This window comes from Paenibacillus periandrae (assembly GCF_022458865.1).
In the GTDB taxonomy this organism is placed as follows: domain Bacteria; phylum Bacillota; class Bacilli; order Paenibacillales; family NBRC-103111; genus Paenibacillus_S; species Paenibacillus_S periandrae.
In genome coordinates this window covers 155,228-167,118 of the sequence record NZ_JAJNMU010000013.1, presented here as the reverse complement: position 1 = coordinate 167,118, position 11,891 = coordinate 155,228, and the positions used below count along the sequence as shown (strand labels likewise).

Below are 11,891 nucleotides of genomic sequence, written 5' to 3'. Positions count from 1 at the left end.
GTGAAGAGATAAGCGCGGTTAGCTTATCTCTTTATGTCTAGTGAAAAGTGAGGTGTGTACAAGTTGAAGGTCCTACCCAAAAAACGATGGTGGAGTTCCGATAACATATCGGGGTATGTGTTTATTTCTCCGTGGCTGTTCGGATTTCTTGTGTTCTCACTGCTGCCTATTCTGGCCTCGCTATATCTGGCCTTTACGAAATATGATATTTTGTCCGAACCGGAGTGGGTGGGCTTCGATAATTTTACAGAGATGTTCACCGCTGATCCGAGGTATTGGAAGTCGGTCCAGGCAACGCTGATTTTCGTATTTGTCGCAGTACCGTTACGTCTGTGCTTCGCATTGGTGATCGCGATGCTGCTGAATACGAAGCTGAAGCTGCTCGGATTATTCCGGGCCGCCTACTATATGCCCACCTTGATTGGGGGCAGTGTGGCTGTTGCTGTCATGTGGAGGCAGCTGTTCGGAGCTGCGGGTGCTTTCAATTCGTTCCTGACCGCTGTATTCGGTATTATCTCCAAAACATCCTGGATCACCCAGCCGTCCACGGCGCTGCTGACCCTGGTACTCTTGTCCGTATGGCAATTCGGATCGTCGATGCTTATCTTTCTGGCTGGTCTCAAGCAGGTTCCAGCAGAGCTGTATGAAGCAGCTACGGTGGATGGGGCAGGGGGCTGGCAGAAATTCAAACGCATTACACTGCCGCTCTTGACTCCGGTTATTTTTTTCAATTTGGTGATGGGTGTCATCAACGGCTTCAAGGTATTTACCGAGGGAATGATTGTGACCGGCGGAGGACCGCTCGATACGACGTTATTTTATGCGCTGTATTTGTACGAAAAGTCGTTCCGTTATTATGAAATGGGCTATGGCTCAGCGATGGCGTGGGTGCTGCTGCTGACGATTGGTTTACTGACGGCAATCCTGTTTGCCAGCTCCAAAAAATGGGTGTATTACGAATCGAAGGGGGATTAAAGGATGGTGGGGCAACAACGTCAACTACAACGGCTGCGCAGTGTAATCCTGCACCTCTTCGTATTCGGCTTCGCTTTGATCATGGTCTATCCGTTGGCGTGGATGCTGTCCAGCTCGCTCAAGGATAATTCGGAAATTTTCATCAATGCGCATCAACTGCTTCCTTCACATTTTAATTTTAATAACTATATTAATGGCTTCAAAGGTTTTGCTGGCACCTCATTTATCGTATTTTTTAAAAACTCGCTGATAATCACCTTGTTTTCCGTGATCGGAACCGTCATTTCCTCAACGATGGTAGCTTACGGCTTCGCCAGAATCCGGTTCCGCGGCTCGCGTTTCTGGTTTGCGTGCATGATGTTGACGATGATGCTGCCGTCCGAGGTATTGACGATTCCCCAATATATCTTTTTTCAAAAAATAGACTGGATTAACACGTTTCTGCCGCTCATTGTGCCGTCTTTTTTTGGTGGGGCGTTCTTCATTTTCCTGATCATTCAATTCCTGCGCGGCATTCCGAAGGAGCTGGACGAATCGGCTACAATCGATGGCTGCGGAAGGTATCGAATCTTCATGCAGATCCTGATCCCGCTGCTTGTCCCGCCAATCATCACTGTATCCATATTCAAATTTTACTGGACCTGGGACGACTTCTTCAGCCCACTGCTGTACCTCAATTCACCAAAGCTGGCTACAGTATCGCTCGCTATCAAAAATATGTCCGACCCTACAGCACAAACCGATTGGGGTGCGATGTTCGCGATGTCCGTGTTGTCGCTGCTTCCGATTGTGGTCGTGTTTATCGCCTTTCAAAAGTATATTGTCGAGGGTATTAGTACAACTGGATTAAAAGGCTAAAAGACAAAGAACTGCACATTCCCGGATGAGGAAGGCAGTTCTTTGTCATATAAGAGGCAGGACCGGATACAGTAAGGCCTTATGCGATCGGTATCATTAAACGGTCGAACCCAAGTTATGCAGTAGGTGTGTGGGAAGCGGACTGATTCGTGAATATGCGGTCCAACGCCAGAAGCTTGCTGCCGGCCAGCACTAAGTGAATCGACATCACAAGCAACGCAAGCTCAAATTCAAAACCGCCGGCAAATCCCATTGCATACTTGGCTGTAATAATAGCCGTAATCATAATCACACTAAAAATCGCTGCAAAAATACGTGTTCCCAAACCAATAATCGCACAAACACCGCCAATAATTTCGAACGCTCCCACAGGATAGGCCAGATAGCCGGGAATGCCCAACTGCTCGAAAAATCCTATCGTATTGTCAATGCCTCCCTGGTACTTCATCAGACCATGGACCAGAAAAATGATGCCGATGGTAATTCGGGAAATCAGGATTCCTATTTCTGCTTTGGTAATCATATGAACGCCTCCTCTAATTATTAACACTATACAATGTAGTGTTATTTGTTAAAAAAATTTAAAATAAATTGAAAACAAACAAAATAGAAATCAACACGATAATCTGCAGTGAGATTAGAGTCGACGTGATCGGCGGTTTAAAGGAAATTTTCGCTTGCGGGTCAAGAATTTGGTTGATTCTATAATTTACCGATGTATCGGCAAAGGAGGCATAGGTAAAGGGCATCGTGAACACCGTACCTCTTTTTACTAGTTTAAGCAAAGCACTGCCCAGCTCTACGGAAGAGCCCAGCTGTTGAATCGCATATTGGTCAGCCACAATCTCTCTGGCAATCTTATAGTGGTGAAGCATCCATTTCAATAGCGGGATATACCAGAATACCGACGCACACAAGGACAGGATCAGTGTTTTTAACGGGTCTGCGCTTTGTTGATGCTGCCTTTCATGATAAATGACAGCTTGGATCTCATTCTTGTCCAGCAGCTGCAATAAACCCGTAGTCATAAAAATTCGCGGCTTCAGATAGCCCATCGTAAACGCCATAGGTTTCGTGCTGGTGACCAGATGAATATCGGCAGCTTCTGGAGCATCAAGCTTATGGATCGGTTGAACGGAGCTCAAGTTAGTTTGATCACGGAGCAGCTTGCGATACATGTGTTGAGACAGGAACAACTGCTTGCCGAGCAGCCAAAAACACATCACGAACGTATATAGGACCAGCCCACCAAGAAAATAGCTCGTTTTTAAAAAGCCCAATGATCGGAGCCAGCTGTTGCATAGCTGCAGAATATTAAAGCTGAGCTCTCGTCCGAACAGAAGATGCAGAGCGTACATACCCATTTGCGTAAGGATAAGACCAGCAATGAGAATACACGAAACAAAGATAAGTCGGGATCTGTTTGTCCACATAGTTAATTGTCCTTTTTGAGCGCCTTAATTTTTTGTTCCAGCTTGGCGATTAAATCTGCATCGACTTCTTCCAGCGCATCCAGCATATGATTGACTACAAGCGGCCCAAACTCCTCGATCAGCTCATGGGTTAATTCCTTGGATTGGTTCTCCAGAAAATGATCCCTGCTTACCATAGGCTGATACAAGCCGGTTCTTCCTTCGGTTCGTTTGGTCAGAAAGCCTTTATCAACCAAACGATTCATAACGGTCATGACGGTATTAAAATTAAGGGGCTTGGTCTGGTCCTGATCCAATTTGGCTTGAACGTCTTTAATGGCTAATTCGGAGCTATCCCACAGTATGTTCATGATTTTTGCTTCCAAAGGTCCAAAAAAACGATTTAAACCCCTCTCATGATATTTAAAGTTTTGTATCTTCACTTTACAACACCTCACACTACTTATTGTAGTTACCTGAAAACCAACTGTCAACTTCTGATCTGTTGTTGTGACAATGCCATGACTACGAGTAACTATATATGTGGCAAGGTTCATCATGGGTATGATTGGGGTATGAGTATATTAGGAGCTAGAAGCACGGTTATCTGAAGCGGCAGGGTGGTCAGTAGTGAATTCGGAGGAGATGCGCCAATGGACAATTCCAAATACGAGAAGCATTATTCGGAGAACGATTTTTGGAGGAAGCTGAAGAAAGCCGCCAAAGACGCGGGAATGAAAGTGGTCTACGCAGGATTGCTTCTTTATTATGCGCTGCAAAGTCCGAAGACGCCAATGAAAGCAAAAATACAAATTTACGGGGCGCTTGGCTATTTGATTTTTCCATTTGATATGATACCGGATATCATTCCAGTCGTCGGGTATTTGGACGATTTGGGTGCGCTCATGCTGGCGATAGGAGCGGTGGCGATGAGTATCGATAAAGAAGTGAAGCGCCAAGCCAGGATCAAGCTGGTTGATTTTTTTGGAGCGGATTCGGCTCGTAATCAGGACATTATTGACGTAGATGCTCAACTGGTGAAGGATGAGGTCAGCATAAGCCTTTACAAGGAATAACGACATAATTTCAAACCAAGATCCTGGGATTCAGTGTAAAGCCTGAGTTTCAGGTTTTTTGGTGTAATTAACAGTAGGTCTTATGGTACAATAACAGCGTGATAGCAAGTATAAAGGGGATAACAACAAATGAAATTTCGAGAATTGACGGGCCCATTGGTAGCGATTACATTACCTTTTCTTGTATTCAATTTGTTAAAATTCAATCCTTTGCTTGATATCCAGTTTGCGGTACCCCGCGGGCATTTTTATATTGTCAGCTCGGTTGCTTTGCTTGCAAGTATTATTGCGATTGCCGTAGGCATATCGGGAAGTCGCGTACGTAATATTAAAATCAGCTTTTTGGCGATGGCCTTTATTTCGTTGGCGGAGATTTTTTCTGTCCATGGCTTGTCCACACCCAATATGCTTATTCATATGTCTCATCTGCCGGGAGTGGCCGCACAAGGGAGTGTGCTGCTAGCTTCCTTCTGGTTATGGCTGTCCTCGGTTTCATCCGATAATGGTTTCATTGTGCGCTTGTCCAGATGGAGACAATGGTTAGTGCCTGTATGGACGATTGGCTTGGGCTTGATCGGAGCTGCTGCTCTTTCCTTTTCTCATCTGATAGAGTGGATACCACTCGATGGGCTTGCCTCCAAGTGGCTGTCGACCGGAGCGGTTATGGTCCTGAATGGGATGACGATGTATCGTTACCATCAATCGTACCGCTATTCGCGTTTCCCGCTGCAGGCTGCGATTGTCTACAGCTGCTGCTGGATGATTAATGCACAGTTGATTATGGTGCTAGGCGAAACCTGGCTTCTTAGCTGGTGGCTGTATCATTTTCTGCTATTGGCATCTATGCTGGTCATGCTGTACGGTTTATTCAAGCAGTATGCGGCTAATCAATCGATGACGATGGTGATCCGCTCCTTGTTTACCAATGATCCGGTTGAACGAATAACGAGCTGCTTGTCTCCAAGTGTTAAAGAGCTGGTGCTCGCTACGGAGATTAAGGACATGTATACAGCAGGCCATAATTTCAGGGTAACCATGTACGCCTTAAGGCTCGCCGAAGAAATGCAGTTGAAGCCGGAGCAGCTCCGTGCTCTGTCACAAGGGGCAATTGTTCATGATGTTGGCAAGAACACGATTCCTGACGAGATATTGAACAAGCCCGGGCGGCTTACGCCGGAGGAACGTTTCATTATTGAAACGCATCCGGTGAAGGGCTATGAAATGTGCAGGAATCTGGGATTTATGAAAGAGGAGCTTGAAATTATCCGATTTCACCATGAAAAATGGGATGGGACTGGATATCCTGATCGTCTAACAGGCGAAGAGATCCCGCTATTGGCGAGAATCGTTGCAGTCGCTGATGTGTATGACGCGTTGACCTCAACCCGATCTTACCGGAAGGCTTGGTCGCATGAGGAGGCCATACGCTTTTTGAAGGAGCATAGCGGCAGTCATTTTGATCCGTTATGTGTACAAGCCTGGGTTAATGCAAGCAGCAGAGACCCTGAGGTGTACCTGCTGCCCTCCAGCCTGACCAGCCCCTTCTCGACAAGTGTGCCATCTGGCCATAAAGGGGTAATCTGATTGCCGGAGCATAAACAGGCTTACTCGCTACGAAGAGATAATGCCATTCATACGAACGCTATAGCAATAAAAAACCTCGAACCGTCCGGCTCGAGGTTTTACTGGTGGAGTTCGACTATCTGCCCACAGATGCGGGCTCTTTGTGACTGGTTGACTCGCTGTTGACTGCTCCCGCTGGGTTAGAAGGCTGCTGGTGAAACTCATGAGCCAATCCATACGGCAGACAAAGAGGAACGCCTGTACGTGGATCAGGGATAATATCCGCTTCGATGCCAAACACCTCACGAAGTACATCGAGATTCATGACTTCAGCTGGGGTACCGTTGCTGATAACACGTCCCTTTTGAATGGCGACCATATGGTGGGCGTAGCGAGCCGCGTGGTTGAGATCATGAACGACCATTACAATTGTGCGACCTTCTTCGTCGTTCAGCTTCTGCAGCAGCTTCAGCACTTCAAGCTGGTGGGCCATATCCAGAAAGGTCGTTGGCTCATCCAAAAACAAAATGTCGGTTCCTTGTGCCAAGGCCATGGCGATCCAGGCACGCTGCCGCTGTCCACCGGATAGCTGGTCTACAGGGCGGTCATAAAATTCGTTCATCCCCGTCATTTCAATCGCCCAGCGCACGGCTTCCTTATCTTCCTTGGTCAGGGAGCCGAAGCCCTTCTGATGAGGGAAGCGGCCATAGGTGACAAGCTCGGATACCGTCAGTCCGTCTGGCGCAATCGGGTTTTGCGGCAATATCGCGAGCTGCTTGGCGACCTCCTTCGTAGCTTGACGATGAATCGACTTGCCGTCTAGGTATACGGTCCCGCCCGTTGGCTTCAGCATGCGGGCCATCGCTTTAAGAATTGTTGATTTGCCTGAGCCATTCGCCCCGACAAGCGCCGTAATTTGCCCCGAAGGAATGCTAATATTTAAATGCTCGACTATGCTAATGTCTCCGTAAGCAATATCTAATTGTTCCGTGTATAAGCGTCCCATCTGTATCCGCTCCTTATGATGATACCGATTCTCATTATCAATAAGATTATATCTAATTCCGGGTACAAATGACAACCCTCAATTTCATCATATATTCATTTCATTCAAGCTTTTTCCCTGTACTGACATCGATTTGACCAGTTTGATGCTCGATGCAAGCATATTTTAAGCTGTTCGCTCTTAAGCTGGCTGGTTGCTAAGCGGAACATGCAAGGAGTATAGTGGAGGAGATAGGCAGCTGCAGCGATAAAGACGAGGAGCAAGTGGTTATGATACGAATAATGGCTGTTGATCATCAATTTCAAGTGATTCCTCAGGCTGGCTTAAATGACCTGTCGAGTCCGAATGTGGGCTGGTATTGGGTGGATTTTGACATCCCGACAGATGAAGAGGCACTCATGCTGGATACTCACTTTCATTTTCATCCGTTAGCAATCGAAGACTGCTATCATCTCCTGCAGCGCCCAAAGCTGGATCATTACGAGGCCGTCAATTTTCTGGTGCTGCATGCTGTGAACGCGGTGACCTTGGCTGCGGAAGAGGTCGATATATTTTGGGGTGATAACTTCATTGTTACATTCCACCTGTCGCCATCCTGGGAAATCGACGAGGCTTGGAGCCGGGTCGAGCAGCAGGAGGCCATCCGTCTTAAAGGGCATGCTTATGCGGCCTATTTGGTGATGGACAATATGGTCGACGAATATTTTCCCTCCGTATATCAAATTGAGGACCAGCTTAATGAAATTGAAATCAAAGGCAGAAGCGCTACCAATCATCTGCTAATGAACGAAATATTTGAAATCCGAACGAAGCTGTTGAAGCTGCGCCGAACGATCGTACCGATGCGGGACTTGCTGTATCGGATGGTCAGCTCGGATAAAATAGACGGGATCAAGGAGCAGCAGATTTATTTTACGGATATTTATGATCATCTGTTGAAGCTGTCGGAAATTATTGAGGCGACCCGTGATATGACCGCCGATATGCGGGATAGTTATGTATCCCTGAATTCCAACAGGATGAATACAATTATGAAAACCTTAACGGTCATCACGACGATTTTTATGCCTTTGACCTTTATCGCCGGCATATACGGGATGAATTTTGCTAATATGCCTGAATTAACGTGGCACTGGGGTTATTTTATGATTCTCGGTGTGATGTTCGGAATCGGATTTGCCATGTTTCTATGGTTTTATCGCAAGGGCTGGTTCAAATAGCTTTAATCCAGTTCACTAACAGGAGGACTTCTATCGATGTCATTCGTGTTCCATGCCGGGGAATATCCGGAGGCTCCAGGGTGTTATTTGATGAAAAATGCCGCTGGCCGGATCATTTATGTCGGCAAATCGAAAAACCTGCGCAGCCGTTTGCGTTCCTACTTTCAACAGCGCAAGCACCGCAAGAAGATTGTGCAGCTCGTTCAGGAAATTGCCGCGATTGAAGTGGTGCTGGTCAACAATGAGCCGGAAAGCCTGCTGCTGGAAAATAATTTAATCAAAATTCATAAGCCCTACTACAACAGGGCGCTTAAAAGAGATAACAGCGGCTACGCGTACCTGCAGCTGACAGCGGAGCCTGTTCCGCGATTGGACGTCTTTTACCGAAACCGCAAGTCAACTCCAGACCACTTGGATAAACCTCAGCGTTATCCACTGCACCGAAAGAAACAGCAGAAACCTACGGCCGACCCATCCGCCGGATCAATTGCACGTGAACTGCCACATCTACCCAAAGTAATGAAACAGGCTGCAGATCCGTTAGCAGTATCCCTGAATCAGCAGCGCTTTGGCCCTTATCCGAGCTCCCGCTTTCGGAATGCTGTGCTGGAATTTGTCACTGATCATTTTCGTCTGCGTACTTGCCGGACTTTGCCTAAGCGAGCGTGTCTGCTGTACCATATTGGCAAATGCAGCGGTGTTTGCGAAGGCTGGATTTCCGAGGAAGCCTATCGCGATACGGCATCTCAGGCAGCAGAGCTGCTTGTTAACAACGGCGAGACGCTGATAGCGGCGATGTACAGCAAAATGGGCGATTATGCCGAGCGTCTTGAATTTGAAAAGGCCGAGAACATGCTTCGCCATATTCGTATTCTCGAAAGATTGCCTGTTAAGCAAATTGTTGATCGAGAGGTGATCGTCAATCAGGATGTGCTTTACTTCGGAGAGGGCCAGGTATTGATCGCCAAGGTGCAGGAAGGGATGCTGCGCGATTTCTATATGCAGGAGCTGACCGCCGCTGATCAGGAAACGGGCGCGGCTTGCGACAGCTTTCTGATCTCGCATTATCGTGCCGAACGGCCGGACGAGCTTATCGTGAACCGGGTTGTCGATCCGCGCAAGGTACGTGCGTCGCTACGGGCAGCAGGGAGCAAACCTTTGCTCATCACCCAGCCGAAGCGGGGGTTGAAATACGATCTGCTCAAGTTGTGTAAGGATAATTACGAATATCGGATGCGGCGGGATCAATATCATTCTTAAGATCGAATTATAAAATGGTTCATAAGGTGGGATGCAGACTGCTGCATACATCTACTATATACGAATTGAGGGGCTGCCGGGCAGCTCCTTTTTGCTGTCAGATGACGGGGTGACCTCTGAAGTGCAGATATCATAACGCTAAACCTGGTGGGAATTGGGTAATACTATGCAAGTGGCTACAAGCAGGTCAAATCGTATCGATCAAATAGGAGAGGATGATATCGATGAAGAAATTGTTGATTACCGGAGCAAACGGCAAGCTGGGGGAGAGTCTGCTGCAAGGACTGAGGGGGCAAGGGGCATATGACATCGTGGCTGCGGATTTACAGCCTGATCCTGATCAAGGGATCGTGAAGCTTGACGTCACCGATGCCAACAGGCTTCAGGAGCTGATGCAGGGCGTGGATGTCGTACTGCATTTTGCCTGGGCTCAGGATGAGGAAGACTTCCTTGGCAAGGTGCTGCCGATCAATGTGACGGGTGCCTATCATGTATATGAAGCGGCGCGTGCCCATGGTGTGAAGCGGGTGATCTTTGCAAGCTCGAACCATGCAACCGGATTCTACAAGGTAGGTGAAACGGTAGAGCCTGATGAGCCTTATCGACCGGACAGCTTTTATGGACTAAGCAAATGTTATATTGAATTGCTGGGGCGCTTCTATGCGGACAAATACGGTATTTCCTCATTTAATATACGGATTGGCAATTTTCCAGGTGATGACAGGCCGCACTCGGCACGCTCGGCGCACATCTGGATTTCGAGCCGGGATATGGTTCAACTGGCCGCCTGCTGCATTGAAGCTGACAGCTCGATCGATTTTCTCAGTCTGTACGGAACCTCTGACAATAGCGATAATTATTACGATATCGGATATTTGGAAAAGCTGATCGGTTATAAGCCGCAGGATGATGCGAGCGAGGTGCTTGCTAAAGTGCGCTACAGCCACGAGACCATCTCGCAGGATGAAACTGCTTTTCAAGGCGGAGGCTTTGTGGAGAAGGAACAGCCTGCTAAATCATAGGAGCAGCTGTGTGAGTCCACCTCAAAATAGTCATTAAAAAGGAACGTATCAGGCTGGGTTCAGCTCGATACGTTCCTTTAAGTATTGCTATACATGGATAGGAACAAAATTAACTTATACGTTAATGATGTATTGGTTAAGAATGGAGCGAAGCACCTCGACACGACCGGATTTGTTCGTGATCGGGTTATTTTGCAAGGCATAAGCTTCCAGCGTATGGAAGTTTGCTTTGCCGGATACGATATCGGCGCCAATGCCGGTTGTGAAGGAAGCGTAACGCTCTTCAATGACATTTTCGAAAGCACGGTCTTCAATCAGCTTGGCAGCTACCTGCAGCCCGCGAGCGAATGCATCCATACCGTTGATGTGTGCGTAGACGACATCGATAGGCTCGAATGAGGTACGACGTACCTTGGCGTCAAAGTTCACACCACCGCGGCCGATGCCACCCTCGTTTTGCAAAATTTCATACATGGCAAGCGTCGAAGCGTACAAATCTGTCGGGAATTCGTCCGTATCCCAGCCCAGCAGCAGATCGCCTTGGTTAGCGTCAATAGAGCCCAGAGCGCCATTAATACGGGCAACGCGCAGCTCGTGCTCGAAGGTGTGTCCTGCCAATGTAGCATGGTTAGCTTCCAGGTTCAGCTTGAAATGCTTCGCCAAGTCATATTTTTGCAGGAATTGCAGCGTAGTTGCCGCATCAAAATCATACTGGTGCTTGGATGGCTCCTTCGGTTTTGGTTCGATCAGGAACTGAGCATCAAAGCCGATTTCCTTCGCGTAATCAACAGCCAATTGCAGGAAGCGTGCCAGATTATCAAGCTCCAGGCCAAGATCCGTATTCAACAATGACTCATAGCCCTCACGGCCGCCCCAGAATACGTAGTTTTCCGCGCCAAGCTCTTTACCGTGATCCAAGGCTTTCTTCACTTGTGCAGCAGCATAAGCAAATACATCTGCGTTGGAAGTTGTTGCAGCACCGTGCACGAAGCGTGGATTGGTGAACATGTTGGCTGTGTTCCACAGCAGTTTTTTGCCGCTGGATTGCATGTGTTGTTTAATCAGAGCGACGATTTCATCCAGATTGCGATTTGTTTCCTGCAGCGTGTCGCCTTCCGGTGCGATATCACGGTCATGGAAGCAGAAATAATCGACATCAAGAATGTTCAGCAGCTCGAAGCAAGCTTCAACGCGTGCTTTGGCCAGCTCCATACCGGATAATTCGTTCCAGCCGCGAAGTGCAGTACCTGCACCAAAAGGATCAGAGCCATTGCCTGTAAAGGAGTGCCAATAAGCCACACCAAAGCGCAGGTGCTCACGCATCGTTTTACCCAAAATGACTTCATCAGGGTTGTAAAATTTAAATGCAAGTGGATTCGTCGAGGATTTCCCTTCAAACTTCACAGTACCTACATGATCAAAATAGCCCATTGTTTTTACCTCCAGATATGAATTGATAAGGAACGACAGCAGCGTACATGTACACAGAAAAACATAGT

Annotated in this window: 12 protein-coding genes; 7 read left to right on the top strand and 5 right to left on the bottom strand. The window is 47.6% G+C overall.

The window, feature by feature from the left end; all coding sequences use genetic code 11:
* Nucleotides 1-63 precede the first annotated feature (63 nt).
* Together LRL21_RS22535 and LRL21_RS22530 are read left to right on the top strand one after the other, a co-directional pair.
* A complete protein-coding gene (locus tag LRL21_RS22535; protein ID WP_240418034.1) occupies nt 64-975 on the top strand; it encodes a carbohydrate ABC transporter permease in 912 nt (303 codons plus the stop codon).
* A 3-nt stretch (nt 976-978) separates the two neighbouring features.
* Nucleotides 979-1,833: a carbohydrate ABC transporter permease gene (locus tag LRL21_RS22530; RefSeq protein ID WP_240418033.1), complete on the top strand. Its 855-nt coding sequence runs from the start codon at nt 979-981 to the stop codon at nt 1,831-1,833.
* A gap of 115 nt (nt 1,834-1,948) precedes the next feature.
* On the opposite strand, the gene LRL21_RS22525 is transcribed toward LRL21_RS22530, so the two are convergent.
* Genes LRL21_RS22525 through LRL21_RS22515 form a run of 3 tightly spaced genes read right to left on the bottom strand, consistent with a single transcriptional unit; the run spans nt 1,949 to nt 3,688 of the window.
* A complete protein-coding gene (locus LRL21_RS22525; protein WP_240418032.1) occupies nt 1,949-2,356 on the bottom strand; it encodes a DoxX family protein in 408 nt (135 codons plus the stop codon).
* Nucleotides 2,357-2,414: 58 nt separating this feature from the next.
* Complete coding sequence (locus LRL21_RS22520) at nt 2,415-3,266, bottom strand: M56 family metallopeptidase (protein ID WP_240418031.1); 852 nt, start codon at nt 3,264-3,266, stop codon at nt 2,415-2,417.
* Nucleotides 3,267-3,268: 2 nt separating this feature from the next.
* Nucleotides 3,269-3,688 (bottom strand): BlaI/MecI/CopY family transcriptional regulator, encoded by a 420-nt coding sequence (locus LRL21_RS22515; RefSeq protein ID WP_076230423.1) that lies wholly within the window; start codon nt 3,686-3,688, stop codon nt 3,269-3,271.
* A 210-nt stretch (nt 3,689-3,898) separates the two neighbouring features.
* On the opposite strand from LRL21_RS22515, the gene LRL21_RS22510 reads away from it, so the two are divergent.
* A complete protein-coding gene (locus LRL21_RS22510; RefSeq protein WP_240418030.1) occupies nt 3,899-4,321 on the top strand; it encodes a YkvA family protein in 423 nt (140 codons plus the stop codon).
* 129 nt (nt 4,322-4,450) lie between these two features.
* Nucleotides 4,451-5,905 (top strand): HD-GYP domain-containing protein, encoded by a 1,455-nt coding sequence (locus LRL21_RS22505; RefSeq protein ID WP_240418029.1) that lies wholly within the window; start codon nt 4,451-4,453, stop codon nt 5,903-5,905.
* A 115-nt stretch (nt 5,906-6,020) separates the two neighbouring features.
* Here LRL21_RS22505 and LRL21_RS22500 read toward each other — a convergent pair whose 3' ends face one another.
* Nucleotides 6,021-6,890 (bottom strand): ABC transporter ATP-binding protein, encoded by an 870-nt coding sequence (locus LRL21_RS22500; protein ID WP_240418028.1) that lies wholly within the window; start codon nt 6,888-6,890, stop codon nt 6,021-6,023.
* Between the two features lie 269 nt (nt 6,891-7,159).
* Here LRL21_RS22500 and corA point away from each other — a divergent pair, with 269 nt between their 5' ends.
* The 3 genes from corA to LRL21_RS22485 all read left to right on the top strand — a co-directional run bounded on the left by corA (nt 7,160) and on the right by LRL21_RS22485 (nt 10,392).
* Nucleotides 7,160-8,110, top strand: a complete 951-nt coding sequence (corA, locus tag LRL21_RS22495; RefSeq protein WP_240418027.1) for a magnesium/cobalt transporter CorA — start codon at nt 7,160-7,162, stop codon at nt 8,108-8,110.
* A gap of 36 nt (nt 8,111-8,146) precedes the next feature.
* Nucleotides 8,147-9,370 (top strand): GIY-YIG nuclease family protein, encoded by a 1,224-nt coding sequence (locus LRL21_RS22490; protein ID WP_240418026.1) that lies wholly within the window; start codon nt 8,147-8,149, stop codon nt 9,368-9,370.
* A gap of 215 nt (nt 9,371-9,585) precedes the next feature.
* Nucleotides 9,586-10,392, top strand: a complete 807-nt coding sequence (locus tag LRL21_RS22485; protein ID WP_240418025.1) for an NAD-dependent epimerase/dehydratase family protein — start codon at nt 9,586-9,588, stop codon at nt 10,390-10,392.
* 114 nt (nt 10,393-10,506) lie between these two features.
* Here LRL21_RS22485 and xylA read toward each other — a convergent pair whose 3' ends face one another.
* On the bottom strand, nt 10,507-11,823 hold the full coding sequence (gene xylA, locus LRL21_RS22480; protein ID WP_240418024.1) for a xylose isomerase: 1,317 nt from the start codon (nt 11,821-11,823) through the stop codon (nt 10,507-10,509).
* Nucleotides 11,824-11,891 lie beyond the last annotated feature (68 nt).

Coding starts and splice junctions, on each gene's coding strand:
- LRL21_RS22530 (WP_240418033.1), top strand. CDS start 979: ATGGTGGGGCAACAACGTCAACTACAACGGCTGCGCAGTGTAATCCTG.
- LRL21_RS22525 (WP_240418032.1), bottom strand. CDS start 2,356: ATGATTACCAAAGCAGAAATAGGAATCCTGATTTCCCGAATTACCATC.
- xylA (WP_240418024.1), bottom strand. CDS start 11,823: ATGGGCTATTTTGATCATGTAGGTACTGTGAAGTTTGAAGGGAAATCC.
- LRL21_RS22500 (WP_240418028.1), bottom strand. CDS start 6,890: ATGGGACGCTTATACACGGAACAATTAGATATTGCTTACGGAGACATT.
- LRL21_RS22510 (WP_240418030.1), top strand. CDS start 3,899: ATGGACAATTCCAAATACGAGAAGCATTATTCGGAGAACGATTTTTGG.
- LRL21_RS22520 (WP_240418031.1), bottom strand. CDS start 3,266: ATGTGGACAAACAGATCCCGACTTATCTTTGTTTCGTGTATTCTCATT.
- corA (WP_240418027.1), top strand. CDS start 7,160: ATGATACGAATAATGGCTGTTGATCATCAATTTCAAGTGATTCCTCAG.
- LRL21_RS22490 (WP_240418026.1), top strand. CDS start 8,147: ATGTCATTCGTGTTCCATGCCGGGGAATATCCGGAGGCTCCAGGGTGT.
- LRL21_RS22505 (WP_240418029.1), top strand. CDS start 4,451: ATGAAATTTCGAGAATTGACGGGCCCATTGGTAGCGATTACATTACCT.
- LRL21_RS22485 (WP_240418025.1), top strand. CDS start 9,586: ATGATATCGATGAAGAAATTGTTGATTACCGGAGCAAACGGCAAGCTG.